Annotated in this window: 21 protein-coding genes; 17 read left to right on the forward strand and 4 right to left on the reverse strand. The window is 60.2% G+C overall.

Annotated features, from left to right (window positions below; translation table 11 throughout):
* The 15 genes from trbL (at position 1) to istB (AC5DC2_RS00215) (ending at position 14267) form a co-directional block, all read left to right on the forward strand.
* On the forward strand, positions 1-1125 hold the full coding sequence (gene trbL / locus AC5DC2_RS00145) for a P-type conjugative transfer protein TrbL (RefSeq protein ID WP_109614758.1): 1125 nt from the start codon (positions 1-3) through the stop codon (positions 1123-1125).
* 40 nt (positions 1126-1165) lie between these two features.
* Positions 1166-1828 carry a conjugal transfer protein TrbF gene (gene trbF, locus AC5DC2_RS00150; RefSeq protein ID WP_109614757.1) on the forward strand — a complete coding sequence of 221 codons (663 nt, stop codon included), beginning with the start codon at positions 1166-1168 and terminating at the stop codon, positions 1826-1828.
* A gap of 23 nt (positions 1829-1851) precedes the next feature.
* Positions 1852-2676, forward strand: a complete 825-nt coding sequence (trbG, locus tag AC5DC2_RS00155; protein ID WP_109614756.1) for a P-type conjugative transfer protein TrbG — start codon at positions 1852-1854, stop codon at positions 2674-2676.
* Positions 2677-2678: 2 nt separating this feature from the next.
* Entirely contained in the window at positions 2679-3137 is a 459-nt protein-coding gene (gene trbH, locus AC5DC2_RS00160; protein ID WP_109614755.1) for a conjugal transfer protein TrbH, read from the forward strand.
* Between the two features lie 12 nt (positions 3138-3149).
* Positions 3150-4478: an IncP-type conjugal transfer protein TrbI gene (gene trbI, locus AC5DC2_RS00165; protein ID WP_109614754.1), complete on the forward strand. Its 1329-nt coding sequence runs from the start codon at positions 3150-3152 to the stop codon at positions 4476-4478.
* Positions 4475-5089: a hypothetical protein gene (locus tag AC5DC2_RS00170; protein ID WP_109614753.1), complete on the forward strand. Its 615-nt coding sequence runs from the start codon at positions 4475-4477 to the stop codon at positions 5087-5089. The genes trbI and AC5DC2_RS00170 overlap by 4 nt, the downstream gene beginning before the upstream one ends.
* Before the next feature lie 87 nt (positions 5090-5176).
* A protein-coding gene (locus tag AC5DC2_RS00175; protein ID WP_491697056.1) for an IS3 family transposase occupies positions 5177-6330 on the forward strand; the annotation gives its coding sequence in 2 pieces (ribosomal slippage) (positions 5177-5453 and positions 5453-6330; 1155 coding nt in all).
* Between the two features lie 307 nt (positions 6331-6637).
* The gene (locus tag AC5DC2_RS00180; protein ID WP_491697057.1) at positions 6638-7072 is read left to right on the forward strand and encodes a helix-turn-helix domain-containing protein; all 435 of its coding nucleotides are present in this window, start codon (positions 6638-6640) and stop codon (positions 7070-7072) included.
* The gene (locus tag AC5DC2_RS00185) at positions 7069-7374 is read left to right on the forward strand and encodes a thioredoxin domain-containing protein (protein WP_491697058.1); all 306 of its coding nucleotides are present in this window, start codon (positions 7069-7071) and stop codon (positions 7372-7374) included. The genes AC5DC2_RS00180 and AC5DC2_RS00185 overlap by 4 nt, the downstream gene beginning before the upstream one ends.
* Positions 7375-7451: 77 nt before the next feature.
* Positions 7452-7700, forward strand: coding sequence for a hypothetical protein (locus AC5DC2_RS00190; RefSeq protein WP_109614872.1), 249 nt, complete (start codon positions 7452-7454; stop codon positions 7698-7700).
* Positions 7701-7947: 247 nt separating this feature from the next.
* Positions 7948-8139, forward strand: coding sequence for a hypothetical protein (locus tag AC5DC2_RS00195; protein WP_109614873.1), 192 nt, complete (start codon positions 7948-7950; stop codon positions 8137-8139).
* 67 nt (positions 8140-8206) lie between these two features.
* Complete coding sequence (locus tag AC5DC2_RS00200) at positions 8207-11080, forward strand: HsdM family class I SAM-dependent methyltransferase (protein ID WP_109614874.1); 2874 nt, start codon at positions 8207-8209, stop codon at positions 11078-11080.
* Between the two features lies 1 nt (position 11081).
* Positions 11082-11759, forward strand: coding sequence for a hypothetical protein (locus tag AC5DC2_RS00205; protein WP_491697059.1), 678 nt, complete (start codon positions 11082-11084; stop codon positions 11757-11759).
* Between the two features lie 100 nt (positions 11760-11859).
* On the forward strand, positions 11860-13377 hold the full coding sequence (istA, locus tag AC5DC2_RS00210; protein WP_491697060.1) for an IS21 family transposase: 1518 nt from the start codon (positions 11860-11862) through the stop codon (positions 13375-13377).
* Positions 13374-14267 (forward strand): IS21-like element helper ATPase IstB, encoded by an 894-nt coding sequence (istB, locus tag AC5DC2_RS00215; protein ID WP_491697061.1) that lies wholly within the window; start codon positions 13374-13376, stop codon positions 14265-14267. The genes istA and istB (AC5DC2_RS00215) overlap by 4 nt, the downstream gene beginning before the upstream one ends.
* A 227-nt stretch (positions 14268-14494) precedes the next feature.
* Here the strand turns inward: istB (AC5DC2_RS00215) and AC5DC2_RS00220 are convergent, their stop codons facing one another.
* The 4 genes from AC5DC2_RS00220 to AC5DC2_RS00235 all read right to left on the reverse strand — a co-directional run bounded on the left by AC5DC2_RS00220 (position 14495) and on the right by AC5DC2_RS00235 (position 16874).
* Positions 14495-14824, reverse strand: coding sequence for a hypothetical protein (locus AC5DC2_RS00220; RefSeq protein WP_459912232.1), 330 nt, complete (start codon positions 14822-14824; stop codon positions 14495-14497).
* A gap of 272 nt (positions 14825-15096) precedes the next feature.
* Positions 15097-15840 (reverse strand): IS21-like element helper ATPase IstB, encoded by a 744-nt coding sequence (gene istB / locus AC5DC2_RS00225; protein WP_427207147.1) that lies wholly within the window; start codon positions 15838-15840, stop codon positions 15097-15099.
* Between the two features lie 11 nt (positions 15841-15851).
* On the reverse strand, positions 15852-16193 hold the full coding sequence (locus tag AC5DC2_RS00230; RefSeq protein ID WP_491697062.1) for a hypothetical protein: 342 nt from the start codon (positions 16191-16193) through the stop codon (positions 15852-15854).
* A 69-nt stretch (positions 16194-16262) separates the two neighbouring features.
* Complete coding sequence (locus tag AC5DC2_RS00235; RefSeq protein ID WP_491697063.1) at positions 16263-16874, reverse strand: recombinase family protein; 612 nt, start codon at positions 16872-16874, stop codon at positions 16263-16265.
* 124 nt (positions 16875-16998) lie between these two features.
* On the opposite strand from AC5DC2_RS00235, the gene AC5DC2_RS00240 reads away from it, so the two are divergent.
* Positions 16999-19908, forward strand: coding sequence for a Tn3 family transposase (locus AC5DC2_RS00240; RefSeq protein ID WP_491697064.1), 2910 nt, complete (start codon positions 16999-17001; stop codon positions 19906-19908).
* Between the two features lie 295 nt (positions 19909-20203).
* Positions 20204-21142, forward strand: coding sequence for a LysR family transcriptional regulator (locus AC5DC2_RS00245; RefSeq protein ID WP_491697065.1), 939 nt, complete (start codon positions 20204-20206; stop codon positions 21140-21142).
* The last annotated feature ends 3 nt before the right edge of the window (positions 21143-21145 follow it).

The raw sequence follows: 21145 nt of genomic DNA on the forward strand, positions 1-21145 counted from the left end.
ATGCGCGCCGCATCGATTTTGAGAATGGCGACCTTCGCCATTGCCGCCCTCGCTTTGGTTGAGCCAGCCATCGCACAGGAAGGCAGTGTCCTCACCAATCTGGAAAACCAGGTGCGGTCTGCCACTCAAGGGTGGGAATCCACCGTCATGAACGCGGCCACTTCGCTGTTCTGGATCTTGGCGGGTATCGAATTTGGCATTGCCGCCGTCTGGCTCGCAATAGCCTCGCCTTCGCTCGATACGTGGTTTGCAGAGCTGGTGCGCCGGATCCTCTTCATCGGCTTCTTTCTGTTCGTCCTTCAGCAAGGGCCGGACTTCGCAAAATCGATCGTAGACAGTCTCTTCCAGCTCGGCGCCGATGGCGGGTCGGCGTCTCCTGCGGACGTGTTCAACGCCGGTATCCGCGTGGCCTCGAAGCTCTCCGAGCAGATCAAGTTCGGTCTGTTCGAAGACAATGCCATGGCGATCGCGGCGGTTATCGCCGTCGCAATCGTGGTCATCTGCTTTTCCCTTGTCGCGGCAATCTTCGTCGCCGTGCTGGTGGAAATGTATGTCGGCCTGCTCGCCGGTATGATCATGCTCGGCCTTGGCGGTTCCAGTTTCACCAAGGAATTTGCGATTAAATATCTGGTCTACGCCTTCAGCGTCGGCATGAAGCTCATGGCGCTGGTCATGATTGCGCGCATCGGCTCGGAAATCTTGATCGGATTGGCCGATGATGCGACTGCTGGTGAGGAGTGGCTTGCATCTTTGATCATCGCCGGCCTTTCGGTCGTCGTCTTCATGATCGCACTTCATGTCCCGAACATTATTCAGGGCGTCGTCCAGGGTGTCTCCACCAGCAACGGCATGGAAGCCATTCGTGGCGGCGCTCAAGTCGCCACTTTTGCCGCCGCTGCGGCAACTGGCGTCGGCGCCGGGGTTGCCGCCGCTGGTGCTGCAAAGGCCGGGGGCGCAAGCGCTCTTGGTTCGGCCATGGCAGGCGCTCGGGCAGGGGTCTCGACCAGTGCCCGCAACATGGCCAACGACGCCTTGAACAAGGCGGTTGGCCTTCATGGCTCGCGCGGAAGCGGCGGCCCGTCGATGGGGCTGAGCAATCCCAAAGTCAAAAGCAATCAGAAATGAGCGGCATGGCCCGCGTCTCTCCAACGTCAGGAATTAGGTCATGGCGAAGCTGAAAAATCCCGAAAATCCGTATCTCGCGGCGCGATACGAGTGGAATGAGCGGTATGGCAGCGCGACCCGCTCTGCCAACGCTTGGCGCACGATCGGCATCCTCGCCATGACCATGGCCGTGATCGGTTTCGGCTATGGGCTGTATCAGTCGAGCCAGGTCAAACTGGTGCCCTACATCGTCGAGGTCGACCAGCTCGGCAATTCCGTTTCGGGCGGCTTCCCAGCGCAGATCGAATATGCCGACGAGCGCGTCGTGCGCGCCATGCTCGGCACGTGGATCTCGAACTTCCGTTCGATCACGCCCGATACCATTGTCCAGAAGGGTTACATCGATCGCACATACGCGATGCTGCGGAAATCCGACCCATCAACAGAGAAGGTCAACAACTGGTTCCGCAACAATTCGCCCTTCGACCGGGCGCGGACTGTCACCGTTTCGGTTGAGGTCAGCAATGTCGTGGCGCTCTCGAACAAGAGCTATCAGGTCGATTGGTCCGAAATCGAGCGGGATCGCGCCGGCAAAGAGCTGCGCACGCGACGCTGGCGCGGAGTGGCGACCGTTACACTATCGCCACCTCAAGACGAGGCTATCATTCGCCTGAACCCCATCGGCCTTTACCTCCAGGACTTCGACTGGACGGCCCAACTTTAGCCAAAACGCTCGCGGAGAGAGTGATGTTCAATATGATGAAATTGCGCGCGAGCGTGTGCGCTACAGCCTTGGTTTTCAGCACGGTTGCCCCGAGCATGGGACAGTCGGCCGACTTCAACGCCAACAAGGGCATCGGCATATCCGGGCAATGGCAGAATGCCGGCGCGGTCATGACGAAAGGCCCGGACGGGCAGGTGATCTATCTCTATGGGGAGACGCAGCCGACGGTCGTTTGCTCCCCCCTGCAACTGTGCGAAATCCAGTTGCAGGCCGGAGAAGCCGTGCGCGACGTTCTGGTGGGCGATACCGTGCGCTGGCAGGTCGAACCGGCATCTTCCGGTTCGCCGGAAGGCCAGCGCATCAGCCTGATCGTCAAGCCGGCCGAAGCCGGGCTCAAGACGTCCATGGTCGTCACCACATCGCGCCGGACCTACCACATCAATCTGCAATCCCACGGCTCACGCTACATGGCGCGCGTGGCTTTCAACTACCCGGAAGACATTCGCAAGCAGCTCGAGGTCGTGAACCAGCGGATCTCCGACAGCGTGATCCCCGGCGCCGGCGTTCCGGCCGAAAACCTCAACTTCAATTTCTCCATGTCAGGCAGCGCCAGGTGGAAGCCGACGCGCGTCTACACGGACGGAACGAAGACCTATATCCAGTTCCCTGGCCACCTGGGGAGCGGCGATGCGCCGGTCCTCTATGTCGTTTCGGGCGGGCAAAACCAGATCGTCAATTACCGGCTCAACAACAATATGATGGTCGTCGACTATCTGATCGATCGGGCCATCCTCGTTTCCGGCGTCGGGAGCCGTCAGCAGAAAATCACAATCAACAGGAGGGGATAGTCATGTCTGACTTCTCCATGAAGATCTCACGCGCGCTTGCCATCGGCATCATATCGACCTCGCTCGCGGCCTGCACCACGACAGGGGGCTATTTCTCCCCTGTTGCCAGCATGGATGCGGCCCAGCTCGATAGCATCGCGGCAGATGCCGTCGCCGGCGACATGGTTGCAAAACTTGCCGAGAATGTCGGACCGGGGACCGGAACGATCGCTCTCAAAAGCGACGATTCCGCTTTTGCGGCATCGCTCGACAAGCAACTGCGAGGCTGGGGCTATGCCGTTGATCCGGCGGCAACCGGCGCGGGCGCGATCCCGCTTGCCTACACCGTCGACACGGCTGATGGACAGGTCCTCGTGCGTCTTTCCACGCCGACCGTTGAATTGGCCCGTACCTATTCGACCTCGACGGGCATTGCCGTTCCGGCAAGCCCCGTGTCGGTCATGCGCCGCGCCGAAAGCTAAGAGGACCTGGCTATGAGTTCGATTGATTTGAATGCCGGTCCTGATGAAGACCGCCCGAAGATCCGGCGTCTCAACAGACTGCCGATCTTCATCTTCATCGGGCTCGCGGTCCTCTTTTTTGGCGTTATCATTTGGGGCCTGTCGCAACGCGGCCTGATGAGGGGCGGGGAACAGCCGGACCAAACCCAGGGGCAACCTGCGAGCGATTTTGCCGATGAAATCAAGCGCGGCATTGGCGACGGCGTGATCGGCGAGCCTCGGCCTGATCCGGTCATTATTCAGCCGTCAACGGAAACCGCCGTCGAAGAGGATCGACCGGCCGTGAACCCGTTCCAGCCGACGACACGGCAAGAGACGGTCCAGCAGACGACATTAGAGCCGGAAGCCGATTGGCGCGAACGTCTCCTGCGCGAGCAGGAAGAAGCGTTGCTGCGCGAGCGCCATCGCCAGCAGCTTGCGGCAATTCAGGCTCAGAGCAATGCTCGCAACAGCCCTATGGCGATCGACATCACCAATCTCGACGCGGCCCAACAGTCTGGTCAGCAACAGGGGCAAGGGCAGGGGACAACGCTTGCCGGTACGGGCGGCATGTCCGACCTCTATGCGGCCGCAATGCGCGCCGGGCTTGGTGGTCAAGCCGGTGCAGGCGACCAGAACAATCAGGCTGGAAAGCAGGCGTTTTTTAATCAGGACGTGGCCGATCTTGGCTATCTGCCAAATCAGGTCGTCCCGCAAATGTCGCCCTATGAGCTCAAACGCGGCTCGATGATCCCCGCAACGCTCATTACCGGCATCAACTCCGACCTTCCCGGGCGCATCACCGCCCAGGTTCGCCAGAATGTCTATGACAGCGCCACCGGCCACCGTCTTCTGATCCCCCAAGGGACGAAGCTCTTTGGCCGTTATGATTCCGAAGTCTCTTTCGGTCAGCAACGTGCGCTCGTCATCTGGACCGATATCATCTTCCCGAACGGCTCCACGCTGCAGATCGGCGGCATGGCAGGCGTTGATACACAGGGCTATGGCGGCTTCCGCGACAAGGTGAACAATCATTTCTGGCGCACCTTCGGTTCCGCCATTCTGGTCGCGGCAATCGGGACCGGCATCGACATGGCCTTGCCGGAAAGCAGCACCAATGCCTTCGGTGTCTCGCAAGAACGGCCAGAAGATGCGGCCCGCCGCAACTTCGCGGAATCGTTCGGCCGCGTGGCTGACAAGACCATCGACCGCAATCTGAATGTCCAGCCGACTTTGGAAATCCGGCCTGGCTACAACTTCAACATCCTAGTCGATCAGGACATCGTGTTTCCGGGGGCATACAGGACGGGAGGCGAGCGATGATCGCACTTGGGCGTGCCGGAATCCGGCTTCCTATCATACTCGGCACGGCCGCTCTTTTGAGCGGCTGCCTCGCGCCGGAGGAGTTCAACGCCACGATTGACCTTTCGGGCTATTCCTACTCCGTTGAACTGGATGGGCGTCTGGCCGACCCTCGTTATGTGAAGGCCCTGCAGGATAGGCAGGAGATTCCGCCCGACGCCGATGAGAAGATGAAGGGCCAAGAGGCCTTGGCAGCGACGATGCCGGGAATGGAGCGCTTCGTCTATGTAGGGGGAGGCCGGTTTGATCTGGCAATGAGCCTAGAAGGCGAACTTACTGAATCGAATCCGGCGATCGGTTTCCCCGCCACCAAGTCACGGTCCGGCAACAATTTCTTGACGGTTGAACGTCAGGAGGATGGCTCGGTCGTGATCTCGACGCCGGTGGTGCCGAAACAGGCTTTGGCTGACCTCAACTCGATCGGCTTGCCGGCGACTGGAACCGTCACCGTCACCGTCAAGGGCACGGTTCTGGAACAGAACGCCGACGAGGAGGCCGGGCAAACCTATAGCTGGCATCGGAAATCCTGGGAGGATCGCGTATATCTGAAGCTCGATCCGGGCGGAAGCTGATGAGCATCCTGAGCTACTCCCCGAAAATAGGGCACTGACGTAAGCTACGAATTGTTGTCTGCTGGTCTTCGACGATGGAGATCAGAGATGTCGAAACGCAAGCAGCATTCGCCCGAGTTCAAGGCGAAGGTCGCCCTGGAAGCATTGAAGGGCGAAGAGACGGTATCGGAATTGGCGAGCCGGTTCGGTATCCACCCCACGATGATCCATCAATGGAAGCGGGCGTTACTCGAAGGGGCATCGGGTGTGTTCGAGCGTGGCGGGCGCAAAAAGCCAGAGATTGACGATGAACAGGTCAAGGATCTGCACGCCAAGATCGGAGAGCTGGCCGTCGCCAACGATTTTTTGTCACGAAAGCTCAAGCCCTGGGGCGGGAAGTGAGACGGGGGATGATAGAACCTGATCACCCCGTTCTCTCGATTGGCAAGCAGTGCACGCTGCTGTCGCTCTCGCGTTCCTCGTTCTACTACACGCCGAAAGGCGAGACCGAGATCAACCTCGCGCTAATGCGCAGGGTCGATGAGCAATTCCTGGAGACGCCATTCTTCGGCGTCCGGCAGATGACTTGGCACCTGCGCAATGAAGGGCACCTGGTGAACGAGAAGCGCGTGCGGCGGTTGATGCGGCTCATGGGGCTGATGCCAATCTACCAGAAGCCCAATACCTCGAGACCGGCCAGGGGACACGAGGTTTGGCCGTATCTTCTAAAGGGATTGAGGGTGGAACGTCCGAACCAGGCCTGGGCTGCGGACATCACATATCTGCCGATGCGCCGGGGCTTTCTCTACCTGGTGGCCATCATGGACTGGCACACCCGCAAGGTCTTGGCCTGGCGCATCTCGAACACGCTGGAGGCAGACTTCTGCATCGAAGCATTGAACGAGGCGGTCCACAAGTTCGGCCCACCCGAGATCATGAACACCGATCAAGGCAGCCAGTTCACGTCCTTTGCCTGGACCGATCGGTTGCGACGAATGGGAGTGCGCATCTCCATGGATGGCAAGGGGCGGTTCCTCGACAATATCTTTGTCGAGCGGCTCTGGCGCACCCTCAAATACGAATGCGTCTATCTGCACGCTTGGGAAACTGGATCACAGGCTCGCGCTGGCGTCCGCGACTGGATGGAATTCTACAATTATCGACGCCCTCATTCCGCCCTTGGCGGTAAACCGCCTGCCGTGATTTATTGGCAGCGCATTGAGCAAAACCAACCCGACCAGCAGGTGCAACGAGTAGCTTAATTTACGCCGATATCTGTCCAGCGATTGGGGAGTAGCTCATCCTGCCGAACAATAAGCAACCTCTCTCCGGACAACGGAGATTGGATGCCCTTCACGATTTAGAGCTGATCGTGCAAGGCGAAGAGGCCGGAATTACGTGGCGCCGAGTTTGCGTCTTGCTCGACAATGAGCTGGCCGAAATCAACCATCCCGTTATTGCACAGGGAACGAGTTGGGGGTTGAACCTCACAGATAACGGGCTCCGTTTCATCGATGGTCCAACAACAAAAGAGGTTCAGCCCTCGCGAGCATAAGCAAGGAGATTTGCGTGACCCGTGGTGTGCCTAAGAAAAAAGAACCCGACGCGATCGATATTCATGTTGGACGCCGAATCCGTATGCGGCGCGTCTGGCGCGACATGACACAGGTGGCTTTAGCCGGGGCGATCGGCCTCACGTTCCAGCAGGTGCAAAAATACGAGAAAGGGACCAATAGGGTAAGCGCAAGTCGCCTCACAGAAATCGCGGCCGTTCTCGACGTCGCCCCCTCGTACTTCTTCGAGGACATGCACGACCGCGAGGGCGTTGCTCGTACTCCGCCCGTTGACAACGAGATGGCGGAGTTTCTGTCCAGCGCTGAGGGCTTAGCGTTGAACCGGGCCTTCGCTCGCATTGAAAATAAGACCATTCGTCGGCGCTTTGCTGGCCTGGTCAAAAGCCTCGCGGCTCAAGCGGAACATTCTCAAGAGGAAGAAACAGCTTGAGCCGGTACACTGTGCAGGTCACCAACGGGACTGAAACAGACCCGGAAGCGACTATTGGTTATGATCCCCCGTTGCGGACCTTCTTTCTCCAGGCATTTCCCGATCCGGAAACGGACGAGTGCGCGCTTTGGCTCGGCACATGTTTGGAGGAATTTCCGACGCTGGAATCCATCATCGAAGACGCGCGACGAGATGGGTTTGAAATTTTCGGATTATCGCACGAAATCATCATGGGGATGCTCAAGGATGCGGGACCGTGGTACCCGCCAAGCCTTGGTGAACGGCTTGGCATTGTGCGATAAGCGGCTTTGTCGGCGGGCTGGCCTGATGTAGCTTCGTCAAATAGTCTGATGAAAGTATCTAAGCTGGGAAGATCTCCATGCCCGACCACGAATTGCAGCACATCATCACAAAGGCTCGCGACGCCAAGCACGGTGAATTTGGGGTTCTGTCTACCGGCGAGAAGTTGGCCGTCGCGCTGGTGCTGAACCGGCCGGACTGGCTGGCCGGTATGCACTACACGCTGGCAGAGGCCATTGAGCGCGTAGGCCCCAAGTGGCTCGCTTTGATTCCCGAAGCCGCACGGGCGCTGGAATACGAAGACGAGCAGGCCGACGGTAAGGCATAAGCCGGATTTCTAAGATCCACTTCCGATGGATTATATAACAATTTCAATAACTTAGTTCCATAATGATAATTATGCGACTCAACAAACCACACAACAAAAAAAGCCGGACTTGCCTCTCGCCCCATCACGGCGTGACTAAAGAAAGCCAGCTTTCTGCTTTTATGTATTGCAAGAAATCCATACATATGGAAGTTTGGAGCATGTCAATGCGGCCGGACTACGTCGATCGCCATGTGAGGGATGCCTAATGGCTGACAAGGATGCTGTTATAATCAGCGACCAAAGCGGCGTGGGAACCGAGAAAGGCATCTCGCTCAACTTCAAGGTGACCGCAGAGTTCAAGAAAGAATTCAAAGGGTTCGCTGTCGCTCAGGGGATCAGCATGACGGACCTTCTCAAGGAAGGCTTCGCTCTCTCCAGAAAGAACCGGCAAAAATGATCATCCCATGGGTCAAGGCGGTGCGCGCTGTTTGTATCGAATCAGCGCAAGCACTACGTCAGCCGCAATGACGATCGAGGCCCTAAACAACACCGAAGCGACGGTCGACTGGCTGTTCTCTATCGGTGAAGGCCGCGGCCTGCCCGCGATCGACGGCTTATTGGCGGTCGATGATTATGATCCCAAGGGGCGGTCGCCGGAAGAAGTCGCCATCATGGAGAAGGCGCATTCCTACGGTGCGCGCGCAGTGTTTTTTGAGGCGGAACGACACGGCCGGTCGCCGATCGCGCAAGCATTCATCTTCGAATCAACTGACGAGCTTGACGACGCTCGGTTCGCAGAACTGCACAAGCGTCTGTGGAGCTGGGGCGGCGTGCCGCTCGTCTATCGCGCTGCGCCTGGCTGCATACAACTCTTTCGCTGTGCTCACGAACCTGATTTTGTCGGGTCCGGCGATGTCGCCGTTTGCCGTCCGATCCGCACGCTGTTGATTGGCGCAAAGATTGCCGCAGAGGAGATCTGGTGGGACGCTGCTCGAATTCGAAACGGCACGATCTGGGATGATCCCGACACCTGCAAACTTATGCTTTCGGCCCAGAAGGCGGCGCACAGAACATTGGTCGAAGAGGTGCGCGCGCTGGCAAAACACCTCGCGGAACGGCGGCTGCTCGCGCCTCGACTACGCCGCCGCCTGCTCATCCTGTCACTGCTGATTGCCTATCTTGAAGAACGATCGGTTCTCCAGCCGGCCGATTTCGGCAAGGCGCGCGAGGGTGCTCGTCGGTTTTTCGAAGTTCTTGGCGATGGCGTAGCGTTGGTCACGCTGCTCGAAGCGCTCGAAGAGCGTTTCAATGGCCATGTATTCAGATTGACGGATGAAGAACGTGCGGCTTTGGCGGAAAGCACCGAACTCGCCAGTTACGCGCGCCTCGTTGAAGGTTATGAGGATAGCAGCGGCCAGCTTAGCCTCTGGCGTCTGTACTCCTTCCGCGATCTGCCGGTTGAGTTGATCAGCAATATCTATCAGCTCTTTGTGAAGGACGCTTCGAGTTCCATTTACACCCCTCCCGCCCTAGTACGGCTCATGCTGGAAGAGGCGCTGGGGTGGGACAGACTCGACAAGCTGATGGCCGGCGATGGGGTAATTCTCGATCCGGCCTGCGGGTCGGGAGTTTTTCTAGTCGAGGCCTACAGGCGGCTCGTTCTGCACTGGCGCTGGCGGAATAATTGGGCGCGTCCAGGCATCGACGAACTACGCCCGCTGCTCCAGCGTGTACATGGCATCGATCTCGAAGAGGGGGCCGTCGAACTGGCCGCGTTCAGCCTGTGTCTCAGCCTCTGCGACGCGCTGCAACCGGAAGAAATTCGCTCCAGCGTGAAGCTATTCCCGCCGCTAGCTGATGTGACACTGCACCATAGCTGCTTCTTCGAAGCGAAGGCCAAGGGGATGATCAAAGCGCCGGTCACGGCGATTATTGGCAATCCACCCTTCGAGTCATCTTTGACGACGGAAGGGGCGAAGCAAAGCTACGCCGCCTACACGCAGGCGCATGGTGCCTTGGCAGACAAGCAACTCGCCTATCTTTTCCTGCACGATGCAATGGAAATGCTGACACCAGAAGGTGTATTGGCGATGGTCGAGCCATCAGGCTTTCTCTATAATCAGCACGCACTTGCTTTCCGCCGTACTTTCTTCACCCGCTGGAAGGTGCGTGAGGTCCTCGATTTCGTATCGGTACGCGGACTGTTCAAAAAGGGCGAGGCTGACCCGAAGATCGTGGTGGTGATTGCGGAGGCTGCGACGCCGTCGCCCGATAGCCGCCTGCTTCATGCTGTGTTCCGCCGCAATGGCCGCGCCACCGCCGAGCAGGGTTTCGACATCGACTATTATGACCTTCATTGGCTCCGCAACGCGGATGCGGAACGGTCACGCGACGTCTGGCGCTCAAATCTGCTCGGCGGCAGCCGAGTTCTCGACCTGATCAATCGGTTGCGTAGCTATCCGACGCTGAAGGATTTCGCGACGAAGCAGGGCTGGGATTTCGGCGAAGGCTACATTGCAGGGCTGAAGGGCATTTCCCGACCCGCTGGCCACCTCGTCGGCCAGCCGCTGCTGCCGACGAGCGCGCTCTCCGAACATGGCCTCAACACAGTGCTCCTCGAAACGGTACCAGACCGTCCCATTAAGGATACCAAGACAGAGCGTAGGTTCTCGCCGCCGTTCCTGCTGATCAAGGAACATGAGAACCTGCATCACGGCCTCTGGAACGGCCACTATCTGACCTACAAGCATGAGATTGTCGGGCTAACGGCTCCGAAGAAGGACCTGGATCGTCTCGCTGGCATTGAGGCCTGGCTCAAGCGCGAGAATACGGTGCTGCGCGCCTATGTGGCTGGAATTAGCGCCCGCCTATTCACACAGCGCGCCACGGCGATTCTCAGTGCCGACGTGTTTGCCTTACCTTATCCGGAGGATCAGGATCTTGATCTCAGCCAAAATGAGCGCGTCATTGCGGAAGATATCGTTGATCATCAGCGTGATTTTATTCGCCTCGGAACTGCTGCGCCAGTGATGCGAAAGGCACCCGTCGAGGCACTTGACGCTTTCGACGAGGTATTTTCCAGCCAACTCAATGCCGTTTATACGCGCAAGCCAGTACGCGCCCTGCAATCTCAGCAATGGTCGGGTGCCATCTGCAAGCCTTATGTGTTTGGTGATGGCGCGGTCGATTGGTCCGACGCCAATGAATTGCACAACTATCTTGACACCTTACTTCATGAGCGTCGCGGCTCCGGCCTGACTGTCACACGTATCACCCGACTGTACGACAAGGGTTTTGTGTTTCTGCTAAAACCGGATCGTCATAGGTTTTGGACGCGCTCGATCGCGCTTCGTGACGCCGACGATGTCCTCGCCGACCTTCGCGCGCAGGGGTTCTAGCGTGCTGGCGGATGAAGGAGAACGTCAAACGCATGCGGGAGCACTTGACACCGGAGCTCATCTTCCCGGTGAATGGTTCAACTCGCTGGTTGGATTCATTGGTAGCGTTTTGCCGCAGTGGCGCGATGATCCGGCAAGACCCGCCCAGAGCGGCGAGACCGGGCTAACGGCGCAACTCTGCTCGCGCCTCACCAGCGTGAGCCGTCATACCCCAGGCTGGGATTTCCTGCAGTTCAAACGGGAAGAACCGGATGAGACAGACGGTCGACGCTCAATCGACCTTGCGGTGGCGCCGAGCGGGTCGGTGATTTGGATCGAAGGCCGCGAATATACCGAATATCAGACTCTTCTTCCAATCGAGTGCAAGCGGCTGCCTACACCGTCGGGGGCCGAGCGCGACGAGCGCGAGTATCTTTACAGCCGGTTCAATACCGCAGGCGGCATCCAGCGCTTTAAAGCGGGCCATCATGCCGCTTCCCACGCACATGCCGCAATGATCGGCTATGTGCAGGATCGCGACATTCTCGCCTGGGCTGCGCAGCTTGACCAATGGATTGAGGGATTGGAGAGCGATACTATCGACGGCTGGTCGGTTGCCTGCGGCACGACAATCAAGCTGAGATTCCGCGACAAACAGGATGAGACGTTGCGTCGTGCGTGTGTCGGAGGGAGGGCGTAGCCCGACCGGAGGCACACGCACGACGCTTCGCTCGTTTTTGGGTCTGTGATCGCGGTCGGCCCGGTAGGCTTGTGGTTTTCAGGAATGGAGAACCATCTTTGTGCCGGGGCGCCATGTAACCGATCAACAGACGAGACTTTTCATGAAGCTGAGACAGGACCACCCCATCGAAGTCGCCGCGGCCAGGGCCGGGATGAGCCGGGCGAGCGGATACCGCATTTCGAAAGATCCCCAACTGCCATCGCAGAGGGCGCAGCCGCGAGGCCGGCGGCGCCCGGACCCGCTTGAGCACATTTTCGACGCTGAAGTCGTCCCGCTATTGCAATCAGCCCCGGGTCTTCGGCCGGTCGCAATTTTTGAGGAGATGCTGCGCCGCCACCCTGACCTGTCGCCGGGTATCCGCCGGACGCTGGAGCGGCGGATCCGGGCCTGGCGGGCGGTGCATGGCGAGGAACAGGAGGTGATCTTTAGACAGGTTCACGAGCCCGGCCGGCTCGCACTGTCGGATTTCACCGACATGGGGGCGCTCGACGTGACCATTGCCGGTCAGCCCCTGGATCACCTGCTCTACCACTTCCGCCTGCCGTGGTCGGGCTTCGAGCATGCCCATGTCATCCTCGGCGGAGAGAGCTTTGTCGCCCTGGCCGAAGGATTGCAGAATGCGCTCTGGTCGGTGGGCGGGGCGCCGTCTTCCCATCGCAGCGACAGTCTGTCGGCGGCTTTTCGCAACCTCGATACCGACGCGCGGGCGGATCTCACGACGCGCTATGACGCCCTGTGCACCCATTACCGGATGACGCCGACCCGCAACAACAAGGGGGTGGCGCATGAGAACGGCTCGATCGAAAGCGCCCACGGCCATCTCAAGAGCGCGATCCGGGATGCGCTGTTGATGCGCGGCAGTGCCGACTTCGACGATCTCGATGGCTACCGCGCCTTCATTGACGAGATCGTGGGGCGCCGCAATGCTGCCCGCGGCAAGCGTATCGCAGCCGAACGGTCCTATCTGCAGGGGCTGCCCGCGCGCCGCACCACGGACTTCGAGGAGGTGATCGTCACCGTTTCCAGCACCGGCGGCTTCACCTTGCGCAAGGTCTTCTACACCGTGCCCTCCCGCCTGATCGGGCACAGGCTGCGCGTGCGCCTGTTCGACAATCGCCTTGAGGTCTTCACCGGCGGCACCCACCTGCTGACCCTGCCCAGAGGGCGGGCCAGGGCCAACGGCAAGCATGACCAGGTCGTGAACTATCACCATGTCATCCATTCGCTGCGCAGAAAGCCCATGGCGCTGTCGAGGCTGGTCTATCGCGACAAGCTCTTTCCGCGCCAGGAATACCGGCGGGCCTTCGAAGCGCTCATCGACCGGCTGCCCGAACGGCAGGCCTGCAAGATCACAGTCGAACTGCTTGCCCTGGCGCATGATCGCGGCTGTGAGGCGGAACTGGCCAGCGAGTTGAGCCGGGTTCTCGGGGACGGTGGACTTCCGGACCTTGTCGCCTTGCGAGGGAAGTTCACACCGCCCGCAGGCAGTCTGCCGGTCGTCACCGTGCAATCCGTGTCTCTGGACAGCTATGAAGCGCTTGTCAAAACGGCGGATGCAGCAGGAGTACCGGCATGATGAACGCCCATACCGTCGATGAGGCCCGCCTCTCCATCATGCTGAACGACCTACGGCTGCCGACCATCAAGATGCTCTGGCCGCAATTTGCCGAACAGGCTGACCGGGAGGGCTGGCCGGCCGCCCGCTTCCTGGCCGCTATTGCGGAGCACGAACTGGCCGAACGCGCCCACCGCAGGATCGCCCGACATCTTGCCGAAGCGCACCTGCCGCCCGGAAAGACAATGGACAGCTTCGACTTCGACGCCGTTCCAATGATCTCAAAAGCACAGGTCATGGCCATGGCGGCGGGAGACAGCTGGCTGGCCAAGGGCGCCAATGTCCTGATGTTCGGACCGCCCGGCGGCGGCAAATCCCATCTCGCGGCCGCCATTGGCCTGACACTGATCGAGAACGGCTGGCGGGTGCTCTTCACGAGAACCACAGATCTCGTCCAGAAGCTGCAGGTGGCCCGCAGGGAACTGCAGCTCGAGGCCGCCATTGCAAAACTGGACAAGTTCGACCTGATCATCCTCGACGATCTCGCCTATGTCACCAAGGACCAGGCCGAAACCAGCGTCCTCTTCGAGCTGATCTCCGCGCGATACGAGAGGCGGTCCATCATGATCACCGCCAATCAGCCCTTCGGCGAATGGAACAAGGTCTTCCCCGACCCGGCAATGACGCTCGCCGCCGTCGACAGGCTTGTCCACCATGCAACTATCTTCGAGATGAACGTGGAAAGCTACAGACGGCGCTCCGCAATGGAGGCAAAACGCAAGAGAGGCAGGCCTGCCTCATACGCGACAATCAACAACACCCCCATGATTGACGCGGAACGACAAACAACAGGCGAAGAAAATCTTGCCAGCGACAATCAGGATGATAACCTCACCAATGCCGCGACATAGAATCTTATCCTGATTGTCGCCAGCGTCTCATCCAGATTGTCGCGCTATAGTTGCCGACAAGCTAGCGCTCATGGAGCATGATGCCGCATCCAAAATCGCATCGTTCCGGTCTGATCATACTCGGCGTGCTGGGCTCGTTGGTATCAGGATTGATCACCTCTGGATCGAGATGTAGAACTAACGACATGACATATCGCACTCCCCGCATTTGAGGATTCGGGCAGTGTTCATCTTTCCGGCCACCGTAATTGAACTGCCACTCGCACCGGAGTCTGAACCTCGAGAGGCGCTCCACTAATATAGCTCAGGGCTGCATCGATCTTTGGCGCATCAAGTGTTTCGAGATAGCGGATCGCGGCTTCTGCTGAAAAAGGCTCGCCGGCCTTTTCCGACTCATGGAAGTTGCTTGCGAGCGCCGTCCAGATCGCCGCGTCATAGCCGTTCGCCTTCGCCCAAGCCGTGATCGCTGCGACAGATTGTGGGTGGCGTTCAATGGCTTTGCCGCTTTGCCGGCCCGACGAAATGTCGACAAAACCTACTCGCCCCTGATTTTGCATATCTCTTGGAAGAGGTTCTCCCGCCGCCCCCTCGCGCACCCAAAGGTTCTCAAGCGCCGCATTTAGATCAGTGAAACTGCTTCGGGCCGCGTAGGTGGTGCAGAAGGGGCCGAAAGCTTCATCGATTGCGTATTCCGATGAAGCCGGCCATTGATTCCGAAACGAAGCCGGCCACCTGTTCCGATTTCATTCCGGCCAGCATTCCGATTTGAAGCCGGCCAGTCGATGCTCCCCTGGGTCGTTGTTTTGAATGGCTCCTGTTTGTCGTGCGGTCAAGCGGCGGATGGAGTGTGGCGCTGCTTTCGCAGGCTCTCGCCGCTGAGTTCAATGCGGTAGGCGCTGTGGACGAGGCGATCGAGGATGGCGTCGGCGAGTGTCGGATTGCCGATCATGTCGTACCAATGATCGATGGGCACCTGGCTGGTGACGATGGTGGATCGCTTCTCATAGCGATCTTCGATGATCTCGAGGAGATCGCGGCGCTGCTCGTCGTTGAGCTTCTCGGGACCCCAATCGTCGAGGATGAGCAGGTCGGTTCTGGCGAGTGCCTTGAGGACCTTCGGGTAGCGGCCGTCGCCGCGCGCGAGTGCAAGGGTGGCGAATAGCCTGGGCAGGCGATGATAGGCGACGGAGAAGTCCTCGCGGCATGCCTTGTGTCCGAGCGCGCAGGCCAGCCAGCTCTTGCCGACGCCGGCGGGTCCGATCAGCAGGAGACTGTGATGATGCCTGATCCAGTCGCAGCCGGCGAGCTTCAGGAACAGATTGCGGTCGAGGCCGCGGGCGGCGCGGAAGTCGATGTTCTCGACCTGGGCGTCATGGCGGAGCCTGGCGGCACGGGCTCTCGCCTCGAAGCGCTTCTGGCGGCGCGTCGTCGCCTCGCGCTCAAGAAGGAGAGCGAGCCATTCGCCATGCTCGAGGCTCCTCACTTCCGGTTGGGCCTCGAGTTCGTGATAGGCGCTTGCCATGCCGGAGAGGCCGAGTTCGCGCAGCATGTCGATGGTGGGATTGGTCAGCATTGTCTTGGTCCTCAATGAAAGTAGCCGGGGCCGCGCAGGTTTGCGTGTTCCATGACGGCGGCGGGTTCGGTGGAATGCCTGTTGGACTTGTGGGTGGCGATGAGTGCGGTGATGGTCTTGCAGGTCAGCCCGCCGATCTCGACGGCACGCGCCGACACAGCCTCGGCGCGCTCGCGGGGAAGATCGCGATAGAGGCGCAGGACTCCGAGGCATGTCCTGAAGCCCTGTTCGGGATGTGGCCGGCTGGCGAGAATGGCGGTGACCAGGCCTTCGGTCTCGGGACCGATCGACGCGCCCCAGCGCCGGAAACGATCCGGTGTCCACTCGGCGTAGCGCCGATGCGAACTCGGCATATGATCGGGGTCCGTGCCAAAGCGCGGCCCCCCATAGGGGTCTGTTACGGCTGAGTGCAGGATCGTACGTTAGGCGGCCAAGACGCGTCTTCCGTTCTCCCTGAGCTCCCCGTTAGGGCCGACATATCGGTAAATAGTGACAGGTTTGACGCCAAGCTCCTTGGCGAGTTGTGCGACGGAGGTATCGCGGTTTGACATGGCCGCCTGCGCAAGGCGCACCTGTGTTTTGGTCAGCGCGAATTTACGCCCCCCTTTTCGTCCTCTCGCCCGGGCTGCTTTGAGGCCTGCGACGGTGCGCTCGCGGATCAGCTCCCGTTCAAATTCTGCAAGGGCCGCAAAGATGCCGAATATCAACCGCCCTGCAGCGGTGGTGGTGTCGATCTGTGCCCCTTGTCCGGTCAGGACGCGGAGGCCGACCTCCCGATCGGTCAGTTCCTGCACGATTGTGACGAGGTGTTTGAGGTCACGACCGAGGCGGTCGAGCTTCCAGACGACCAGGACATCGCCTTTGCGCAGGGCCTTGAGACATGCATCGAGGCCTGGCCGGGTGTCGCGCTTACCTGAAGCCTGATCTTCGTAGATGCCGTCGGCTGCCACGCCCGCTTCGATGAGCGCGTCTCGCTGGAGATCGAGGGATTGGCTGCCATCGGCTTTCGAGACCCGAGCATATCCTATCAGCATGGCTTTATCTCATACGAACGTTTGCGATGCTGCTCGGCGCGATCTTGCATATCCTCGCCCTCGTAAATCTTAATCTGTATCTAAATCAAAGATACACAAACACCCTGCAGAAAGCAAAAGAACTATGGCGCACCGCACCATCCTGACCGCGCGGCAGCGCGCGGCACTGATCGACCTTCCGACAGATGAGGCGAGCATTCTTTACCACTACACGCTATCCGATGATGATCTCGAACACATCAATGAGCGCCGTCGCGACCGAAACCGATTTGGCTTTGCCTTGCAGTTATGCGCCCTGCGGTATCCAGGGCGCCTGCTCGCCTCAGGCGAGGTTATTCCCCCAGAAGTAACCCGTTTCCTTGGGGCGCAGCTTGGTCTGGGATCCGATGCACTTGCCGAGTACGCCACCCGCTCCGAAACAAGGCGTGACCATCTCATCGTGTTGCGTCAGGTCTACGGCTTCAGGATGTTCTCCGGTCACCGCGCACGCGAGCTGAAGGCATGGCTGGCGGGCAAGGCGGAGAACGCGACCACCAACCATGATTTGGCCCGCCGATTTGTCGATGAGTGCCGCCGGACCAAGACTATCCTGCCGGGTATATCCGTGGTCGAGCGCCTCTGCGCGGATGCGCTTGTCTCGGCGGAGCGCCGGATCGACAGCGCCATCGTGGCTCGGCTGGAGGAGCCGATGAAAGCCCTCCTGGATGCCCTGCTGACGGAGATGGTCGAGGGCAAGGTCAGCCGGTTCGTCTGGCTGCGCCAATTCGAGGTGGGGCAGAACTCGGCCGATGCCTCCCGCCTCCTCGACCGGTTGGAATTTCTGCAGGACATGAACCTATCGCCTGACATCCTGGCAGGCATTCCACCCCATCGGGTGACCCGCCTGCAGCGTCAGGGGGAACGCTATTTTGCCGATGGCCTGCGCGACATCAGCAGTGATCGCCGCCTCGCCATCCTCGCGGTCTGCGCGGTCGCATGGCGTGCGGCACTTGCTGATGCGGTGATCGAGACCCACGACCGGATTGTCGGCAAGACATGGCAGGGCGCGAAGAAGCTCTGCGATGCCAAGATCGCTGACGCAAAGACGGCGGTGCAGGACACCCTGCGCGCCTTCAAATCCCTTGGTGCCGCCTTGCTCGACGCCAGAAGCGATGGCGCGCCCTTGGATCAGGCGACGGAACTGGCCTGCGGGTGGGACCGGCTTGAAGGGTTAGTTGCCACCGCCGCCGAGTTGACCGACACGATGGCCGCTGACCCCTTGGCGCATGTTGGCCAAGGTTATCACCGGTTCCGGCGCTATGCCCCGCGCATGCTGCGCGCGTTGGATATCCAGGCGGCGGGCGACACAGCGCCCTTGCTGCAGGCCAGCACGCTGATCGCGGGCGATGAGAGGCCCGAGACACCACCGGTTGGCTTCCTGCGGCGCGGCTCCAAATGGCATCGCCATCTGAATGCCCAGGAGGAAGATGGCCACCGGCTCTGGGAAGTGGCGGTGCTGTTCCATCTACGGGATGCGTTCCGCTCCGGCGATATCTGGGTGCCGCATTCCCGACGCTACAGCGATCTGAAACAGGCTCTGGTTCCCGCCGAGGCGGTGACGGAGATACCAAGATTGGCCGTGCCGCTCGATCCGGAAGCCTGGCTTGCCGACCGTAAGGCACGCATGACCGACGGCCTGGCGCGGCTGGCCAAGGCAGCGCGTGACGGGGCCATCCCCGGCGGCTCGATCGAGAACGGCATCCTGAAACTCGACCGTCTGACCGCCGCGGTGCCCGAAGAGGCGGACGAGCTGGTGCTCGATCTCTACGACCGGCTGCCCGCCATACGGATCACCGAGCTGATGCAGGAGGTCGATACGGATATCGGCTTCACGGAAACCTTCATCAGTGCGCAAACCGGCGCGCCCTGCAAAGACCAGATTGGCATGCTGACGGTGCTACTGGCCGAAGGCCTGAATCTTGGGCTCAGCAAGATGGCCGAGGCGACCAATACGCATGATTACTTCCAGCTCTCCCGCCTGTCGCGATGGCATGTGGAGAGCGACGCTATCAACCAGGCCCTCGCCATGGTGATCGAGGCGCAATCCCGGCTGCCCATGGCCGGGTTTTGGGGCGGTGGCGTGACGGCCTCCAGCGACGGGCAATTCTTCCCCGCCGCCCGACAGGGCGAAGCCATGAATCTCATCAACGCAAAATACGGTTCTGAACCGGGGCTGAAAGCCTACACTCATGTCTCCGATCAGTTCGGTCCGTTCGCCACCCAGAACATTCCGGCCACCGTAAGCGAAGCGCCCTACATCCTGGACGGGCTGTTGATGAACGAGGCGGGGCGGAAGATCACAGAGCAATATGCCGACACCGGCGGCTTCACTGATCACGTCTTTGCCGTGACGTCGCTGCTCGGGTTCCGGTTCATCCCGCGTATCCGCGACCTGCCATCCAGACGGCTCTACCTCTTCGATCCGGCGTCAGCGCCAAACGAATTGCGCAGCCTGATCGGTGGCAAGATCCGCGAGGGCCTTGTCGTCCAGAACTGGCCCGGCGTGCTTCGGTCTGCCGCCACCATGGTGACAGGCGTCATGCCGCCCAGTCAGTTGCTCAAGAAGTTCGCCGCCTATCCGCGCCAACACGAGCTGGCCCTGGCGCTCCGTGAAATCGGCCGCGTCGAGCGCACTCTCTTTGTTATCGAATGGCTCCTCGACGCCGACATGCAGCGCCGGGCCCAAATTGGCCTGAACAAGGGTGAGGCCCATCACGCCTTGAAAAACGCTTTGCGCATCGGGCGTCAGGGCGAAATCCGCGATCGCACCGCCGAGGGTCAGCACTATCGCATGGCCGGTCTCAATCTACTCGCCGCCATTATCATCTACTGGAACACCAAGCACCTCGGTCAGGCCGTCGCCGCACGGCAGCGGGCCGGTCTGAATTGCGATCCCGCTCTGCTCGCGCATATCTCCCCGCTCGGATGGGCCCATATCCTGCTCACCGGCGAATACCGGTGGCGGCGGCAAGTCGGGGCAAAAGTTGTGAAGTAATCATCCCTATTTCTTGCCACCTTCACGGCCACCAAACGGGCGCACCAAGCTCATCGCCACAACGAAGGCGGCCACAGGGCTCAAAACCGGGAGTATGGGATGTTAACGTACGATCCTGCACTCAGCCGTAACAGACCCCTGGAAGGGGAACGTCCCAGATCTATCCCGGTTCGGCATTGACTCACTTTTTCCTGATTATTGCTTTGTTGTAATGTCCGATGGGGGCGGGCCGGGGGCAGGGTGCGTCTCGGGGCGGCAGATTTGGCAAGCGCGGCGCGCCCTGTGATGATCGAAATTGCATCACGCGGCGTGGTCTGATACCCAATTTGCAGGGTGGAGGAACGCCATGGATGTGCGACGTCTGAAGTATTTTCTGGCGGTGGCCGAGGAATTGCATTTTGGCCGGGCGGCCACGCGGCTTGAAATCGCGCAGCCGCCACTCAGCCGTCAGATCGCCGCGCTCGAGGCTGACATCGGGGCGCAGTTGTTCGACCGCAGCCGCAGCCAGATCCGGCTGACGCAGGCGGGCGAAATCTTTGAAGGTCATGCCCGCGCCATCGTCGACCGGCTCGAAAATGCCTATCGCGAGACGCGGCTGGTGGGCGAGGGGGGGCAGGGGCGTCTGCGCATCGCCTTTGTCGGATCGGCCTCGCACGGGGTTCTGCCGACGCTGATCAAATCCTACCGGTCGCATTTTCCCAAGGTGGAACTGGCGTTGTCGGCCATGAACAACGCCGAGCTTCATTCCGCGATCATCCAGCGGGAAATCGACATCGCGGTGGCGCGGCCCGATCTGGGCGACGACGAACTGCGCCGCGAACCGCTGGCGCATGAGGACCTCGTGCTCGCGATCCCCGATGCGTCAGAGCTGGCCTCGCGCAAAGAGATACGTTTTGCCGACCTCAGCGATCAGACCTTCGTGCTGTATCCCCGCAGGCCGCGCCCCAGCTATGCCGACCACATCCTGTCGATCTGCAAGCAGGAGGGGTTCGAACCCGCCGCGCTGGAACTGGCGCAGGATTTCCAGACCGCGATCAGCCTTGTATCGGTGGGCGTCGGGATCTGCGTCGTCCCCGCGAGCGTGGCGGCGACGACCCGGCCCGGCGTGTTCTACCGGCCCTATGTGGGGCTGAACCCCGGCACGTCGCTCACCATCCACGCGCGGCGCGACAACCAGTCGCCGCAGGTGCGCAATTTTCTGGAAGTCGCGCGGAAATTCGTGCGCTCGCGCTGATCG

This window comes from Martelella sp. (genome assembly GCF_984369615.1).

Excerpts from the sequence above, each read along its gene's own strand:
- AC5DC2_RS00190 (WP_109614872.1), top strand. The coding sequence starts at position 7,452 with ATGCCCGACCACGAATTGCAGCACATCATCACAAAGGCTCGCGACGCC.
- trbL (WP_109614758.1), top strand. The coding sequence starts at position 1 with ATGCGCGCCGCATCGATTTTGAGAATGGCGACCTTCGCCATTGCCGCC.
- AC5DC2_RS00195 (WP_109614873.1), top strand. The coding sequence starts at position 7,948 with ATGGCTGACAAGGATGCTGTTATAATCAGCGACCAAAGCGGCGTGGGA.
- AC5DC2_RS00200 (WP_109614874.1), top strand. The coding sequence starts at position 8,207 with ATGACGATCGAGGCCCTAAACAACACCGAAGCGACGGTCGACTGGCTG.
- AC5DC2_RS00220 (WP_459912232.1), bottom strand. The coding sequence starts at position 14,824 with ATGCAAAATCAGGGGCGAGTAGGTTTTGTCGACATTTCGTCGGGCCGG.
- AC5DC2_RS00235 (WP_491697063.1), bottom strand. The coding sequence starts at position 16,874 with ATGCTGATAGGATATGCTCGGGTCTCGAAAGCCGATGGCAGCCAATCC.
- istB (WP_427207147.1), bottom strand. The coding sequence starts at position 15,840 with ATGCTGACCAATCCCACCATCGACATGCTGCGCGAACTCGGCCTCTCC.
- AC5DC2_RS00230 (WP_491697062.1), bottom strand. The coding sequence starts at position 16,193 with ATGCCGAGTTCGCATCGGCGCTACGCCGAGTGGACACCGGATCGTTTC.
- trbF (WP_109614757.1), top strand. The coding sequence starts at position 1,166 with ATGGCGAAGCTGAAAAATCCCGAAAATCCGTATCTCGCGGCGCGATAC.
- trbH (WP_109614755.1), top strand. The coding sequence starts at position 2,679 with ATGTCTGACTTCTCCATGAAGATCTCACGCGCGCTTGCCATCGGCATC.
- trbI (WP_109614754.1), top strand. The coding sequence starts at position 3,150 with ATGAGTTCGATTGATTTGAATGCCGGTCCTGATGAAGACCGCCCGAAG.
- trbG (WP_109614756.1), top strand. The coding sequence starts at position 1,852 with ATGTTCAATATGATGAAATTGCGCGCGAGCGTGTGCGCTACAGCCTTG.
- AC5DC2_RS00240 (WP_491697064.1), top strand. The coding sequence starts at position 16,999 with ATGGCGCACCGCACCATCCTGACCGCGCGGCAGCGCGCGGCACTGATC.
- istB (WP_491697061.1), top strand. The coding sequence starts at position 13,374 with ATGATGAACGCCCATACCGTCGATGAGGCCCGCCTCTCCATCATGCTG.
- AC5DC2_RS00170 (WP_109614753.1), top strand. The coding sequence starts at position 4,475 with ATGATCGCACTTGGGCGTGCCGGAATCCGGCTTCCTATCATACTCGGC.